The 14,253-nt window shown below is 69.4% G+C and carries 12 protein-coding genes and 1 tRNA gene; 9 read left to right on the forward strand and 4 right to left on the reverse strand.

What is annotated here, in order from left to right; translation table 11 throughout:
- Position 1 precedes the first annotated feature (1 nt).
- The gene (locus tag AC07NB_RS05645) at positions 2-1,579 is read left to right on the forward strand and encodes an alkaline phosphatase D family protein (protein ID WP_494571237.1); all 1,578 of its coding nucleotides are present in this window, start codon (positions 2-4) and stop codon (positions 1,577-1,579) included.
- Positions 1,580-1,600: 21 nt separating this feature from the next.
- Positions 1,601-2,371 (forward strand): acid phosphatase, encoded by a 771-nt coding sequence (locus AC07NB_RS05650; protein ID WP_494571238.1) that lies wholly within the window; start codon positions 1,601-1,603, stop codon positions 2,369-2,371.
- 44 nt (positions 2,372-2,415) lie between these two features.
- Here AC07NB_RS05650 and AC07NB_RS05655 read toward each other — a convergent pair.
- Positions 2,416-2,492 (reverse strand) — tRNA-Arg (locus AC07NB_RS05655).
- A gap of 297 nt (positions 2,493-2,789) precedes the next feature.
- Here AC07NB_RS05655 and AC07NB_RS05660 point away from each other — a divergent pair.
- The 3 genes from AC07NB_RS05660 to AC07NB_RS05670 are packed head-to-tail and all read left to right on the forward strand — an operon-like array spanning position 2,790 to position 6,900.
- Positions 2,790-5,285 carry a helicase-related protein gene (locus AC07NB_RS05660; protein WP_494571239.1) on the forward strand — a complete coding sequence of 832 codons (2,496 nt, stop codon included), beginning with the start codon at positions 2,790-2,792 and terminating at the stop codon, positions 5,283-5,285.
- Complete coding sequence (locus tag AC07NB_RS05665; protein WP_494571240.1) at positions 5,282-6,622, forward strand: MFS transporter; 1,341 nt, start codon at positions 5,282-5,284, stop codon at positions 6,620-6,622. The genes AC07NB_RS05660 and AC07NB_RS05665 overlap by 4 nt, the downstream gene beginning before the upstream one ends.
- Positions 6,619-6,900 carry an RNA-binding S4 domain-containing protein gene (locus AC07NB_RS05670; RefSeq protein ID WP_492313864.1) on the forward strand — a complete coding sequence of 94 codons (282 nt, stop codon included), beginning with the start codon at positions 6,619-6,621 and terminating at the stop codon, positions 6,898-6,900. The genes AC07NB_RS05665 and AC07NB_RS05670 overlap by 4 nt, the downstream gene beginning before the upstream one ends.
- Here AC07NB_RS05670 and AC07NB_RS05675 read toward each other — a convergent pair.
- Complete coding sequence (locus AC07NB_RS05675; RefSeq protein WP_494571241.1) at positions 6,884-7,510, reverse strand: YceI family protein; 627 nt, start codon at positions 7,508-7,510, stop codon at positions 6,884-6,886. The genes AC07NB_RS05670 and AC07NB_RS05675 overlap by 17 nt on opposite strands.
- A 152-nt stretch (positions 7,511-7,662) precedes the next feature.
- On the opposite strand from AC07NB_RS05675, the gene fdxA reads away from it, so the two are divergent.
- From fdxA to AC07NB_RS05695, 4 genes are all read left to right on the forward strand, one after another.
- Positions 7,663-8,004 (forward strand): ferredoxin FdxA, encoded by a 342-nt coding sequence (gene fdxA / locus AC07NB_RS05680; protein ID WP_291834231.1) that lies wholly within the window; start codon positions 7,663-7,665, stop codon positions 8,002-8,004.
- A gap of 314 nt (positions 8,005-8,318) precedes the next feature.
- A complete protein-coding gene (locus tag AC07NB_RS05685; protein WP_492313866.1) occupies positions 8,319-8,861 on the forward strand; it encodes a CarD family transcriptional regulator in 543 nt (180 codons plus the stop codon).
- A gap of 124 nt (positions 8,862-8,985) precedes the next feature.
- Positions 8,986-9,807, forward strand: coding sequence for a hypothetical protein (locus AC07NB_RS05690; RefSeq protein WP_494571242.1), 822 nt, complete (start codon positions 8,986-8,988; stop codon positions 9,805-9,807).
- A 104-nt stretch (positions 9,808-9,911) separates the two neighbouring features.
- A complete protein-coding gene (locus AC07NB_RS05695) occupies positions 9,912-11,171 on the forward strand; it encodes a glycosyltransferase (RefSeq protein WP_494571243.1) in 1,260 nt (419 codons plus the stop codon).
- Here the strand turns inward: AC07NB_RS05695 and AC07NB_RS05700 are convergent.
- Both AC07NB_RS05700 and metE read right to left on the reverse strand, forming a co-directional pair.
- Positions 11,125-11,865, reverse strand: a complete 741-nt coding sequence (locus AC07NB_RS05700) for an acyl-CoA thioesterase (protein ID WP_494571244.1) — start codon at positions 11,863-11,865, stop codon at positions 11,125-11,127. The two genes, AC07NB_RS05695 and AC07NB_RS05700, sit on opposite strands and share 47 nt — an antisense overlap.
- Positions 11,862-14,231, reverse strand: coding sequence for a 5-methyltetrahydropteroyltriglutamate--homocysteine S-methyltransferase (gene metE / locus AC07NB_RS05705; protein WP_494571245.1), 2,370 nt, complete (start codon positions 14,229-14,231; stop codon positions 11,862-11,864). Before metE ends, AC07NB_RS05700 begins: the two co-directional genes overlap by 4 nt.
- Positions 14,232-14,253: the final 22 nt, after the last annotated feature.

Raw genomic sequence — 14,253 nt, forward strand, 5'->3', positions numbered from 1 at the left:
GATGTCTCTGCTGATCGCCCCGCCATCCCTGAACCGCCGCGCCCTGATCGGCGGCCTGGTCGCCGCGCCGGTGGTGCTTCAGTTCGGTCGCGCCCACGCCGGGGGCACCTATCTGTTCCCGCTCGGCGTCGCCAGCGGCGATCCCTGGCCCGACGGCTTCGTGATCTGGACGCGCCTGGCCGCCGACCCGATCGCACCGGACGGCTTCGGCGGCCTGTCCGCTCCCATCGATCTGTTGTGGGAAGTCTCGGCCGACGAGCGCTTCACCCGGATCGCGGCGGGCGGCCGGATCACCGCGGACGCCTCCAGCGCCCACGCCGTCCATGTCGAGGTGCAGGGTCTGCGCCCGGGCCGGCCCTACTGGTACCGCTTCACCGCGGCCGGCCAGCAGAGCCCGGTCGGCATGGCCCGCACCGCCCCGCCCCCCGACGCCGCCGTCGACCGGATGCGCCTCGCCGTCGCCTCCTGCTCGAACTGGGAGGTCGGCTATTTCAGCGCCTATGGCCACATGGCCGACGAGGTGCCGGACCTGACCCTGTTCCTGGGCGACTACATCTACGAATACAGCCGCACCGGCGAGCGCGCGGCCTCGAACGTGCGCCACTACGGCTTCGAGGAAGCCACCACCTTGGCCGGTTACCGCAACCGCTACGCCCTGCATCGCACCGACGCGGACCTGCAGCGCCTGCACGCCGCGGCCGCCTGTCTGGTCACTTGGGACGACCACGAGGTGCTGAACAACTATTCCGGCGTCTGGCCCGACAAGGACGGCGGAACGGCCGATTTCCGGCAGCGCCGCGCCGCCGGCTACCAAGCCTTTTACGAGGCCATGCCGATCCGCCGCACGCGCGTCGACGCCCGGCTGCAGATGCCGATCTACAAGCGCGTCCGCTATGGCCGGCTGGCCGAATTCTACATGCTGGACGGGCGGCAGTATCGCTCGCGCGGCGCCTGTACGGTCGAAGGCGGCGCCAAGGGCCAGATCGTCGCCGACAGCCAGTGCACCGACCGTCTGGATCCGTCGCGCACCTTCCTGGGCTTCGATCAGGAGACCTGGCTCTACGATGGCCTGGCTCGGACGGACGCCCGCTGGAACATCCTGGGTCAGAACCTCGTGATGGCCGGGCTGCGGTTCGAGAACCGGGGCGACGAGACCCGCTACTGGACCGACACCTGGGACGGCTTCCCCGCCGCGCGCGATCGCATGACCCGCGCCCTGCATACGCTCAAGCCGAACAATCCGGTCGTGCTGGCCGGCGACTACCACTCGTTCTGGACCAACGATGTCCTGCTCGACAGCCAGGATGAGTCCTCGCCGAAAGTGGCGACCGAGTTCGTCGGCACCTCCATCACCTCGGGCGGCCCGCCCTACGAGGGCCTGATGTCGGCCATGCCCGCCAATCCGCACATCAAATTCTTCGACGGCCGGGTGCGCGGCTACATCTCGATGGACGTCACGCCGGAGCTGATGACCACCCGCTATCAGCAGATCAGCGACGTCCGCGACCCGCGTGCGTCCCTGTCGACGCTCAACACCTGGGTGGTCGAGAACGGCCGCCCCGGCGCCCAGTCCGCCTGACCAACAAGCTCCAGAACGCCCATGATGCACCTTCCCAACGCCCCCCTTCTGGTCGGCGCCGCCCTCGCTCTCGTCCTCGCCGGTTGCGCCGCCGCGCCGGCGCGGGACCCGATCTTCTGGATCGGCTTCCGTGATCATCCGCACGGCTACCTGGATGAGGGCTCCGCGCCCAACGCCGCGAACTTCCTGCCCCCGCCGCCCCGGCCCGGCTCCCTGCGCGAACAGGACGACATCGCCGTCTACCGCGCCACCCGCGCCCTCAAGGGCACGGCGCGCTGGGCCCAGGCCGCCGCCGACAACGAGATCGAGACGCCGTCGGCGCCCCGCATCTTCGACGAGGCGCTCGGCATCGCCTTCGTCCCGGAGCGGATGCCCACCCTGACGCTGTTGCTGGGGCGCATGCTGGGCGATCTGGAGACCATCCAGACCCCCGCCAAGCGTAACTATTTCCGGCCTCGCCCCTTCGTCGTCGAACCAGCCGAGACCTGTTTCCAGCCGGAACCGTGGCTCGGGACCAGCGGCTCCTATCCGTCGGGCCACGCCGCCCTCGGCTGGGCCTGGGCCCTGGTGCTGGCGGAGATGGCGCCGGACCGCGCCGACGCCCTGCTGTCGCGCGGCGTCGCCTACGGCGAAAGCCGGATGATCTGCGGCGTCCACTACGCCAGCGACGTCGAGGCCGGCCGCATCGTCGGCGCGGCGATCGTCGCGGCCCTGAAGGCCGCCCCCGAGTTCCAGGCCGACTTCACCATCGCCGCTGAAGAACTGGCTGAAGCTCGCCGCACCGGTCGCTGAGCGCGCCATGACGCTCCGCGGACGGGACAGTTCGACAATGGGTTTGGCGACCCCGGCAGGACTCCAACCTGCGACCTCGGCTTTAGGAAAGCCTTGCTCTATGCAGCTGAGCTACGGGGCCATGGCCGGGTGAACTACCGGAGCGCAAAGCGTGACGGAAGCGGGGCGGCGGGGATTTCTTCCCGTCGCCCCTTTTTCTTGCCCGCCCCGGCGCGAGCCGCCTCAAAATGATTGTGGTTAATCGCCCTTAAGATACAATATCTTGTAGGGAACAAACCCCGAATCGGGCCGTGTCGGTGATTCGGTCCTGATTCGTTTCGCCCCTGTTCCGCTGAGGGACAGCGCGACGTTTACGCCGGTCCCGAAGACGAGACTTCCGCTTGAGGAACCGTGCGGGACACGCCACCTTTCACCTGAGATGAGTGACCGCGGCACAGGCAAGGCCCCCTCGCGCGTGACGGCGATCCTGGGGCCCACGAACACCGGCAAGACCCACCTGGCGGTCGAGCGGATGCTGGGTCACGCCTCGGGCATGATCGGCCTGCCGCTGCGTCTGCTGGCGCGCGAGATCTATGACCGGATCGTCGCCCGGCGCGGGGCCGCCGCCGTGGCCCTGATCACGGGGGAAGAGAAGATCATCCCCGCCCGGCCGCACTATTTCGTCTGTACCGTCGAGGCCATGCCGCTGGAGCGGACGGTCGAGTTCCTGGCCGTGGACGAGATCCAGCTGGTCGCCGACCCGGAGCGCGGCCACGTCTTCACCCAGCGGCTGCTGCACGCCCGGGGGCGCGAGGAGACCATGTTCCTGGGGGCCGGGACCATGGCGCCGCTGATGCGGGCGCTCGTCCCCGACGTGGAGATCGTGGCCCGCGACCGGCTGTCGACCCTCAGCTACGCCGGCTCCAAGAAGCTGACCCGCCTGCCCCGACGCAGCGCCATCGTCGCCTTCTCGACCGACCAGGTGTACGCCATCGCCGAGCTGATCCGGCGTCAGCGCGGCGGGGCGGCGGTGGTGATGGGCAGCCTGTCGCCCCGCACCCGCAACGCCCAGGTCGAACTGTTCCAGTCGGGCGAGGTCGACTTCCTGGTCGCCACGGACGCCATCGGGATGGGGCTGAACATGGACGTCGACCATGTCGCCTTCGCCGGCCTGAGGAAGTTCGACGGCCGCCGCACCCGCTGGCTGCACGCCAATGAGATCGGCCAGATCGCAGGCCGCGCCGGCCGCCACCTGCGAGACGGCGCCTTCGGCGTCACGGGCGAGGCGCTGGAGCTGGACCCCGACCTGGTCGAACAGGTGGTCGAGCATCGCTTCGATCCGGTCCAGGGCGCCGAGTGGCGCAACGCCCGGCTGGACTTCGACACCCTGAACGACCTGCTGCGCTCGCTGACGGTGACGCCCAACACCTTCGGCCTGAACCTGACCGCCCCGGCGCTGGACGAGACCCTGCTGCGCCGGCTGATCAAGGACGAGGAGGTGGCCCGCATCGGCCGCTCGCGCGGGGCCATCATGCGCCTGTGGGAGGCGTGCCAGCTGCCGGACTTCCAGAAGACCACGCTGGATGAGCATGGGCGGCTGGCCAAGGACATCTTCCAGGCCCTGACCGGCAAGCGGGGGCGCCTGACCGAGGACTGGATCGCGCCGCGCTTCGCCGAACTGGACCGCGACGACGGCCAGATCGATCAGTTGTCGGCCCGACTCTCGGGCGTGCGCACGCTCAGCTACATCGCCAACCGCCCCGACTGGCTGGACCAGGCCCAGGGCTGGCGCGACCGGACCAAGGCGCTGGAGGAGCGGCTCAGCGACGTCCTGCACGAACGGTTGACCGCCCGCTTCGTGGACCGGCGCACCACCGCCCTGATGCAGGCGCTGAATGTGCGCGGCGATGCGGTGGCCGAGGTCGAGGACACCGGCGAGGTCATCGTCGAAGGCCATTCGGTCGGCCGCCTATCGGGCGTCGACTTCCAGATCGACAAGGGCTCCTCGGCGCTGGAAGACCGCGCCCTGCGCCACGCGGCCCGACAGGCGGTGACGCCCGAGATCGCCCGGCGCCTGGGGAAGCTGGCGGCCGAACCGGACGAAGCCTTCTCGGTCACCCCCGACGGGGCGGTCCTGTGGCGCGGGGTGCAGGCGGCCGTGATCACCGGCGGCGAACCGTTCACGCCGAAGGTCCGATTGCTGGGCGACCTCGGCGCCGTCGCCGCCCGCGAACGGGCGGCCAAGCGGCTGGAGGCCTGGCTGGCGGGCGAGGCCGGCCGCGCGCTACGTCCCCTGCGCCGGCTGAAGACGGCCATCGAGAACGGTACGTTGAAGGGCCTTCCGCGCGGGGTCGCCTACCGGCTGGTCGAGGCCGGCGGGATCATCGACCGGCGCGAAGTCGAACGCGATCTGGCCGCCCTCAGCCAGGCCGAGCGCCGCACGCTCAAGGAATTCGGCATCCGGGTGGGAACCCATTCCGTCTGGCAACCCGCCCTGCTCAAAGACCGCGCCCGGATCACGGCCCAGGCCTTCGTGGCCCGCGAACCGTTCCGCCCGAAGCCGGCGGGGCTCAGCGTCCTGCCCGACCCGCCGCCGTCTCCCCGCCTGCTGTCCGCCTTCGGCCTGCGCGCCGTCGGTCGGTTCGCCGCGCCGGTGGAGCTGCTGGAGGCCCTGCCTGAAAGACGGGCGGGCGGTGAAATCCGCCTGTCCGACAAGACCCTGCGCGATCTCGGCGTCACGGCCGACGAAGCCCGGGCGCTGCTGACCGCGCTCAGGACCACCCGCGCCCGGCAACCCGACCGTCTGGACAAGGCCGTCAAGCCGATCAAGGATTCGCCTTTCGCCGCCCTGTCGGCCCTGACCGCGCCGCCCCCGGCGCCGGCGACCGCAAGGCCCACCCGCCCACGCCGCCGCCGGACGAAAGAGGCCCGATGACGCCCTTTCATCATGTGCTCGCCAACAACGCCCTGGCCAGCATCACCAACTACACGGTGTGGTTCGCGCTCACCTTCTGGGTCTACATCAAGACGCAATCCGTCTTCGCCACCGGCATGATCGCCGGCCTGTATCTGGTGCTGACCGCCGCCTTCGCCCTGTGGTTCGGCAGCCTGGTCGACCATCATCGCAAGAAGCGGGTCATGCTGGGCTCCAGCATCACCTCGCTGGTCTTCTACGCCGTCGCCTTCATGGCCTACGCCCCGGCGCCGGAGCAGGCGCTGGCCGACGTCGGGGGCGCACCCCTGTGGCTGCTGATCGGCCTGATCATGCTGGGCGTCATCGCCGGCAATATCCGCGGCATCGCCCTGCCGACCTTGGTCACCGTCCTGATCCCCGAGGATCGCCGCGACAAGGCCAACGGACTGGTCGGCATGGTCAGCGGCGTCGGCATCCTGACCACCTCGGTGATCAGCGGCTTCCTCGTCGCCTGGGGCGGGCTGACGGCCACCCTGGCCTTCGGCCTGATCGGAACGGCCCTCGCCTTCGCCCACCTGCTGACGGTCCGGCTGGACGAGCCCGCGCCGACGGCGGACCACAAGGCCGGCCCTGGGGACGGCCCCCGACTGAGCAAGATCGATCTGCGCGGGACGCTGCGGATCATCGGCGCGGTGCCGGGCCTGTTCGCCCTGATCCTGTTCGCGACCTTCAACAACTTCCTGGGCGGGGTCTTCATGGCCCTGATGGACGCCTACGGCCTGTCGCTGATGAAGGTGCAACACTGGGGCCTGCTATGGGGCGCGGTCTCGGTCGCCTTCATCCTCAGCGGGATCGTCATCTCGCGAACCGGCCTGGGTCGGAACCCGTTGCGGACCCTGATGCTGGTCAACCTGATCGCCTGGTGCACGGCGGCGGTCTTCACCCTGCAGCCGTGGATCCTGCTGCTGGCGGTCGGCTGTTTCATCTGGATGTTCGTGGGGCCCTTCGCCGAGGCGGCCGAACAGACCACCCTGCAGAAGGTCGTGCCCTATGAGCGTCAGGGCCGGGTGTTCGGCTTCGCCCAGTCCGTGGAGATGTCCGCCGCGCCCCTGACCGCCTTCCTGATCGGACCGCTGACCCAGTTCGTGGTCATCCCCTTCATGACCGACGGCGCCGGCGCGGACGCCATCGGCGACTGGTTCGGCCGGGGGCCGGACAGGGGCATCGCCCTGGTCTTCACCATCGCGGGCGTGGCCGGCGTCCTGATGACCGTCCTGGCCTTCAACTCGACCTACTACCGGCGGCTTTCCGCGGCCTACGCCCGCACCCCGGATCCGGAATCCGGCGCGGCCGAATGAGCGAAACGGGCTGCCGCATCGATGTCTGGCTATGGCGTGCGCGGTTCGCGAAGACGCGGACGCAGGCCGCGGCGCTGGTGGACAAGGGCGCGATCCGGCTGACCCATCAGGGACGCCAGGTGCGCCTCGACAAGCCCGGCCGCACCGTCCACGTCGGCGACCGGCTGGTCTTCGCCCTCGGCGGACGGCTGATCGATCTGGAGGTGACCGGTCTGGGCGAGCGGCGCGGGCCCGCCGAGGAAGCCCGCGCCCTGTATGCGCCTATCGCTGAAGGGTGAACTCGCCCTCGATGTGCAGCTTCACCTCGTCGCCCAGGCCCATCTGGGTTCCGTAGGTGATGCCGAACTCCGAGCGCTTGATGGTCGCCTCGCCGTCGAAGCCGGCCCGATAGGCGTTGCCCATCGACGGGCCGGCCTGGTTGAACTCGACCTCCATCGTCACCGGACGGGTCACGCCGCGCAGGGTCAGGTCGCCGACCACGGTCGCCTCGTTGGCGTCGGCGTCGACCGTCACCGAGCGCGAGACGAAGGTCGCGGTCGGATGGTTGGCGGTGTCGAAGAAGTCCGCCGTCTGCAGGTGGCCGTTCAGGCCCGCATTGCCCGAGGCCACGTCCGTCAGCGGTATGGTCGCCGTCAGGGTCGAGGCCGACGGATTGGCGGGGTCCAGCTTCAGCTCGGCCTGCACGTTCACGAACTGGCCGGTGTAGGTCGAGAAGCCCAGGTGGCTGACCGACCAGGTGATCTTGCCGTGGTCGGAATCCAGCTTGTAGGCGCCCGCGCTGACTTCGGCGGGAACGCGGGTCAGGGCGGACTGGGCGACAACGCCCCCCGCGGTCAGAAGGGCGACGGCGGCGACGCTGGAGGCGATGTAGCGGAACGGTGAGCGCATGGAGGGAGACCTGTGAGAAACTGCAATCGGATTAGATACAAATAGCCCGATAGCCCAGCTACGCAACCCCGAGAGGTCTGCTGCTGTTGACACCTGCGGCCCGCGGGGTCATCTGCGCCTCCCGCGCCCAACTGAACGCCCCGCCTCACCCCATGACCTACATCGTCACCGACGCCTGCGTGCGCTGCAAGTTCATGGACTGCGTCGAGGTGTGTCCGGTCGACTGCTTCTATGAGGGCGAGAATTTCCTCGTCATCGCCCCGGACGAATGCATCGACTGCGGCGTCTGCGAGCCGGAATGTCCGGTCGACGCCATCGTCCCGGACACCGAGGACGAACCGGACGGCAAATGGCTTCAGGTCAACGCCGAGTACGCTAAGGTCTGGCCGAACATCACGGTCAAGGGCGAGCCGCCGGCGGACAAGGAACAGTTCGAGCGCGAGACCGGCAAGTTCGAGAAGTATTTCTCGCCCAACCCCGGCAAGGGCAGCTGAGACTAGTCCCGCGCGCTGCCCTGATCCGGAGAGGATTTCCAGCCTTCTCTACACTGACGCTGTGGACGTTTTGAAATTCCGCAGATTTGTGATAGGTTCCTGTCATTGGGTCGGGCGGTATGCGATTTCTTCGCGCCGCCCGCGTTTGCGACAGAATCCCGTCCACGAAGACGGGATCGGCCAGAGGTTGGGTGATCCGTTTCCGCATTTGACGACTAGAAAGACATTACCGACGGGCGTGTTTCCGGCGGCTGTTTATCTATTGTCCTTGCGCCTTCGCCTCTCCCTCCCGCTGAAGCCGGGAAAGGAATGACATGACGAGCAAAACCGGTCTGGAATTCAAGGTAGGCGATGCGGTGGTCTATCCGGCGCACGGCGTCGGCAAGGTCGCGGCCGTCGAGACCCAGGAAATCGCTGGCATGTCGCTGGAGGTCTACGTCGTGACCTTCGACCACGAGAAGATGACCCTGCGCGTTCCGACCAAGAAGGCCAAGACCGCCGGCCTGCGTTCGCTGGCCGCCGATGACGTGGTCACCAAGGCGCTGACGACCCTCAAGGGCCGCGCCCGCGTGAAGCGCACGATGTGGTCGCGTCGCGCCCAGGAATACGAAGCCAAGATCAACTCGGGCGACCTGATCTCGATCGCCGAAGTGGTCCGCGACCTGCACCGCGCCGACAGCCAGCCGGAACAGTCCTATTCGGAGCGTCAGCTCTATGAATCGGCCCTGGACCGCATGGCCCGTGAAGTCGCCGCCGCCAACAAGATCGACAAGGACGCCGCCGTCGAACTGCTCGGCAAGTCGCTGAGCGCCAAGAAGGCCATCGTCGCGGCGACCGCCGAGGCCGAAGCCGCCTGATCGACGCGCATCGCTGGAATACGAAAGGCCCGGGAGCGATCCCGGGCCTTTTTGTTTGCCCTGTCTTGCGCGGACCGGCGGGCCCGACAAGACTCCCGGCGAGCGCGGAAGGTCGGGAAAGTTCATGGCGTTGCAACCGTTCGGCTATCCGTTCGAGATCCTGTCGCCCCTCTCGCCGGACGAGGCCAAGGCCCGCATTCGCCGCCGGGCGAAGGGCTGGTTCGAACAGAAGAACGGCGCCCGCGGCTGGATCCTCGGCTCCCTGGTCTGCCTGTGGTGGACGGGCATAACCCGAGGCCCCATGCTCATCGGCTGGATTTCCTCCGACCCCTCGGGCGCCCGGATCACCGGCCGCGCGGGCTCCGACCTGAACGGAGTCATTGGCGTGACCCTGATCGGCGTAGCCTTCCTGTTCGTCCCGCTCGTGGCGCTTCTCACTGGACGGGATGCAACCGAAGCCCTGCGGTCTATCCCGTTCATGGCCGCGATCTTCATACCCCTGTGGCTGTTGGGCGTCTGGCTGCGGAACGCGATGCATGTTGAGGCCGACCCTCTGGTCCGCTTCGTGCGCAATGCGACGGCGCCGTCCAGGCGAACGCCGTCTGCAACCGCTCCGCTCCGGACGCTGACCCTGATCGTCAACGAGACGACGCGGACCGGTGTGATCTCCGCGGCCGAGTTGCAGGAGGCGCTTTCCGAAACCGGCCCGAACGACATCCTGATCCTTGAGGCCGCCCCCGAGGACTACATCCAGACCCGCTGGACCAACGGCGGCTTCACGCTCGAGCGCCGCGACGGCGGCGCGGATCGCCACTTCCGCGCGGAGACGGAAGGCGGCCAGACAGTTCTGGAATTCGAGGACATCCTGGGAGCGTTCACGGCCTGGGCGGAGGGGACCCGACTTCCGGCTGTGTTGAAGTGGAAGGCGCTTCGGTTGCCCGACTGACCGTCCAGTTGGACTGGAAGTGGGCACGAAACAGTTTCGTTCAAGGCTTGGCGCGCCGGCTTTTATGCGCAGAGTCCGGAACCCTCGGAATGGAGGGTGACCGAATGCGTATTCTGCTGACGACCTATGGATCGCGCGGCGACGTCGAGCCGATGGCGGCGCTGGCCGAGGCGCTTCAGGCGCAGGGCGCGGAAGCGGTGGTCTGCGCCCCGCCCGATCAGGAGTTCATCGACCTGCTGGCCCGCGCCGGCGTGCCATTCGTCCCGGCCTTCATGGGTATCCGCGACTGGATCGCCGTCGCCGGCAAGCCGCCGGTGGACCTGCCCAAACGCGCGGCCGAAATGGCCTTCGCCCAGCTGGGCGCGATCTCCAGGGCGGCCGAGGGTTGCGACCTGATCGTGGCGACCGGCCTGATGCCGTCCTGCGCGGCCTCGCAGGCCGTGGCCGAGCAGAAGGGCGCGGCCTACGCCCACGTCTCTTTCTGCCCCCTGATCCTGCCGTCCGAGCATCACGCCCCCTTCCCCTATCCCGGCCATCCCCACCCGCCGGAGGTGACCGATAACCGCGCGCTGTGGGACCTCAACATCGGCGTCATGAACGCGCTGTTCGGCGAGGCGGTGAACGGTCTGCGCGCCTCCGTCGGCCTGTCGCCGACCGACAATGTCCGCGACCAGGTCTTCTCTGATCGCCCGCTCCTGGCCTCGGACCCGGCCCTGTGGCCCTGGGCGCCGACCGACCTGTGCGACGCCGTCCAGACCGGCGCCTGGATCCTGCCGGACCCGCGCCCGCTGCCGGAGGGGCTGGACGACTTTCTCGAGGCCGGCGCGCCGCCTGTCTATGTCGGCTTCGGCAGCATGAGCATGGCCGCCTCGCAGGACGCGGCGCGGGCCGCCGTCACCGCCGCCCGCGCCCATGGCCGCCGCGTGGTTCTGGCCGGCGGCTGGGCCGGCTTCGCCCTGCCCGACGACGGAGCCGACTGTTTCCGGGTCGGCGACATCAATCAGCAGGCCCTCTTCTCCCGCGTCGCCGCCGTCATCCACCACGGCGGGGCGGGCACCACGACCGCCGCCGCCCGCGCCGGAGCGCCGCAGGTCATCGTCCCCCAGCTCGTCGATCAGCCCTACTGGGCCGCCCGGGTCGCCGGCCTGGGCGTCGGCGTGGCGCACGAGGGCCCAACGCCCACGGTCGAGACGCTGACGGCGGCGTTGGACGCGGCGCTGCGGCCCGAAACGACAGCGCGGGCTGCGGCGCTCGCAGGCGACGTCCGGAGCGACGGGGCCGCCGCGGCGGCGCAGTGGCTTCTCGACCGCCTGAGCCTCAGGACACCGGCGTCGGGATCCCCGTACGGTCGACGGCGACCATGATGAACTCCGCCGTGGCCGAGTGGCGCCGGTCGCCGCTCACCAGCCCCTCGGCCCACAGCTGAACCTCGACGGCCAGCGAGCTGCGCCCCGTCATCTTCACCCGCGAGACCAGTTCGATCATGTCGCCGCCGTCGATGGGGGCCTTGAAGTCGATGCGGTTGGTGGCGGCCATCACCACCACGGCGCGGGCGGACCGCGTCGCGGTGACGAACGCCGCCTTGCCCATCAGCTTCAGGGCGTCGCCGCCGAACAGGGTGCCGTAGTGGTTGGTCGTGCCGGGGAACACCATTTCCACCGTTCGCAGCCAGCCATCGGCCTCCTCCGCCTCGTCCTGGACCGGCGACAGCGGCGTCTCGTCTCCGTCGCCGCGCAGGGCGACCATGTTGAACAGGCCGCGCGTGCACAGCCGCCGCTCGCCGGTCAGCAGGGCCTCGGCGTGAAGCTCGACCTCCACGCCCAGCGACGACCGGCCCGTGCGCACGACCCGGCCCGTGGCCTCCACCATCTCCCCGATGCGGGCGGGGGCGGCGAAGTCGATCCGCTCGCACCCGGCCGTCACCACCGCCCGCCGCGCATGGCGGCTGGCGGCCAGGAAGGCGACCTTGTCCAGGTGCGCCAGCCCGACGCCCCCGAACAGGGTGCCGTGGTGGTTGGCGTCCCCGGGGAACACCATGTCGATCAGGCGAACGGTCATGCCCGCACCGCCCCACTTCGCGCTTCCCGGGCCGCCGCCACCATGTTGCGCAGGGCGGCCTCGGTCTCGGGCCACTGGCGGGTCTTCAGCCCGCAGTCTGGATTCACCCACAGCTGGCCGACGGGCAGCTTGGCGGCCGCGGCCTTCAGCAGGGCCGTCATCTCCTCCACCGCCGGCACGCGCGGCGAATGGATGTCGTAGACGCCCGGCCCGATCCCGGCCGGATAGCGATAGCTGGAGAAGGCGTCGAGCAGCTCCATCTTCGAGCGCGAGGTCTCGATGGAGATGACGTCGGCGTCCATGGCGCCGATCGACCGGATGATGTCGTTGAACTCTGAATAGCACATGTGGGTGTGGATCTGGGTCTCGTCCCGCACCCCCGAGGCGGCGATGCGGAAGCCCTCGACCGCCCAGTCCAGATAGGCCTGCCAGTCGGCGCGGCGCAGCGGCAGGCCCTCGCGCAAAGCGGCCTCGTCGATCTGGATGATGGGGGCGCCGGCGGTCTCCAGATCGACCACCTCGTCCCGGATCGCGAAGGCGATCTGGCGGCAGGTCTCGCTGCGCGGCTGGTCGTCGCGCACGAAGGACCAGTTCAGGATCGTTACAGGACCGGTCAGCATCCCCTTCATCGGCCGCTCGGTCAGGGACTGGGCGTAGCGCCACCACTCCACCGTCATGGCCTTCGGCCGCGACACGTCGCCGTAGAGGATCGGCGGGCGGACGCAGCGCGAGCCGTAGGACTGCACCCACGCCGCCTTGGTGAAGACGAAGCCCGACAACTGCTCCCCGAAATACTGGACCATGTCGTTGCGCTCGAACTCGCCGTGGACCAGCACGTCCAGGCCGATCTCCTCCTGCCATCTGACCGTGCGGGCGGTCTCCTCGCGCAGGAACCGTTCGTAGGCCGCGTCATCGATGGCCCCCTTGCCGTGGTCGGCGCGGGCCTTTCGAACCTCGGGGGTCTGGGGGAAGGAGCCAATGGTGGTCGTGGGCCAGTCGGGCAGGCCCAGGCGGGCGTCCTGCAGCAGGCGGCGTACCTCGAACGAGGCCGTGCGCCGGCTCAGGTCGGGGTCGCGCTCGGCGGCCCGGGCCTGCACCGCCGCATCGTTGATGCGCCGCGAGACCCGGCGCGAAGCCACCGAGGCGGTCGAGGCGTCCAGGGTCTCACGCACCGCGTCGCGCCCCTCGTTCAGGGCCTTCGCCAGCGTCGCCAGCTCGGCGATCTTCTGCACCGCGAAAGCCAGCCAGTCCTTCACCTCGGCGTCCAGCGCGGTCTCGCGCTCCAGATCGATCGGGGTGTGCAACAGGCTGCATGAGGGGGCGATGATCACCTGACGGCCCGCCGCGACCACCGGTTCGATCCGGTCCAGCACGGCGTTCAGGTCGGCCTTCCAGACGTTGCGCCCGTCCAGCACCCCCAGCGACAGGACAAGATCCGGCCGCGCGCCCGCGACGACGGCGTCCAGCTGCTCCGGCGCGCGGACCAGGTCGACGTGCAGGCCGTGCACCGGCAAGGCCTGCACCGTTTCCAGATTGTCGCCGATCGCGCCGAACCAGGTCGTCAGCATCAGCTTGATCGGCGGGGTCACATCGCTCAGCACGGCGTAGGCATGGGCGTAGGCCTCGCGCGCCGTGTCGCTCAGGTCAGTGACCAGGCAGGGCTCGTCGATCTGCACCCAGGTCGCCCCCGCCCGCGCCAGCGACCGCAGCACCTCGGCGTAGACCGGCAGCAGCCTGGGCAGCAGGGTCAGCGGGTCGAAGCCCGCGTCGTTCGCCGCCGCGCCGCTCGAGACGGCCCGCGCCTTGCCCAGCAACAGATAGCTGACCGGTCCCAGCAGCACGGGCCGGGTCTCGATCCCCTGCTCCTTCGCCTCCAGATACTCGTGCAGCGCCTTGGTCGAACCCAGCCGGAAGGCCTGGTCCGCCGTGAACTCGGGCACCAAATAGTGGTAGTTGGTGTCAAACCACTTGGTCATCCCGGCGGCGGGAACCCCGTCGCCGCCGTGCGAATGGCCGTGGGCGCAGACGGTCTCGCCGTCACCCTGCGACCCGCGCGCCATGGCGAAATAGGTCTCCAGCCCGACCCGCTCGCCGCTCCAGCCGTAGATGTCCGGCACGGCGCCGACCATGGCGGTCGCATCCAGCACATGGTCGTAGAGCGAGAAGTCATTGGACGGGACGATATCGGCGCCCAGCTCGCGCTGGCGTCGCCAGGCCTGGCCGCGCAGCTCGGCGGCGGCGGCCAGCAGGGCCTTCTCGTCGATCCGGCCGGACCAATGCTGCTCAAGCGCGGTCTTGAGTTCGCGCTTAGGGCCGATGCGGGGAAAGCCGAGGGTGGCGACCTGGACGGGGAGACGGGCGGTCATGATGCGAAGCCTTTGCTGGTGG

The sequence above is a fragment of the Brevundimonas sp. GW821-FHT09G01 genome (genome assembly GCF_059416065.1).

What these genes read in the sequence shown, in the direction of transcription:
- AC07NB_RS05650 (WP_494571238.1), top strand. Translation starts at nt 1,601, where the DNA reads ATGATGCACCTTCCCAACGCCCCCCTTCTGGTCGGCGCCGCCCTCGCT.
- AC07NB_RS05660 (WP_494571239.1), top strand. Translation starts at nt 2,790, where the DNA reads ATGAGTGACCGCGGCACAGGCAAGGCCCCCTCGCGCGTGACGGCGATC.
- AC07NB_RS05675 (WP_494571241.1), bottom strand. Translation starts at nt 7,510, where the DNA reads ATGCGCTCACCGTTCCGCTACATCGCCTCCAGCGTCGCCGCCGTCGCC.
- AC07NB_RS05645 (WP_494571237.1), top strand. Translation starts at nt 2, where the DNA reads ATGTCTCTGCTGATCGCCCCGCCATCCCTGAACCGCCGCGCCCTGATC.
- metE (WP_494571245.1), bottom strand. Translation starts at nt 14,231, where the DNA reads ATGACCGCCCGTCTCCCCGTCCAGGTCGCCACCCTCGGCTTTCCCCGC.
- AC07NB_RS05695 (WP_494571243.1), top strand. Translation starts at nt 9,912, where the DNA reads ATGCGTATTCTGCTGACGACCTATGGATCGCGCGGCGACGTCGAGCCG.
- AC07NB_RS05685 (WP_492313866.1), top strand. Translation starts at nt 8,319, where the DNA reads ATGACGAGCAAAACCGGTCTGGAATTCAAGGTAGGCGATGCGGTGGTC.
- AC07NB_RS05690 (WP_494571242.1), top strand. Translation starts at nt 8,986, where the DNA reads ATGGCGTTGCAACCGTTCGGCTATCCGTTCGAGATCCTGTCGCCCCTC.
- AC07NB_RS05700 (WP_494571244.1), bottom strand. Translation starts at nt 11,865, where the DNA reads ATGACCGTTCGCCTGATCGACATGGTGTTCCCCGGGGACGCCAACCAC.
- fdxA (WP_291834231.1), top strand. Translation starts at nt 7,663, where the DNA reads ATGACCTACATCGTCACCGACGCCTGCGTGCGCTGCAAGTTCATGGAC.
- AC07NB_RS05670 (WP_492313864.1), top strand. Translation starts at nt 6,619, where the DNA reads ATGAGCGAAACGGGCTGCCGCATCGATGTCTGGCTATGGCGTGCGCGG.
- AC07NB_RS05665 (WP_494571240.1), top strand. Translation starts at nt 5,282, where the DNA reads ATGACGCCCTTTCATCATGTGCTCGCCAACAACGCCCTGGCCAGCATC.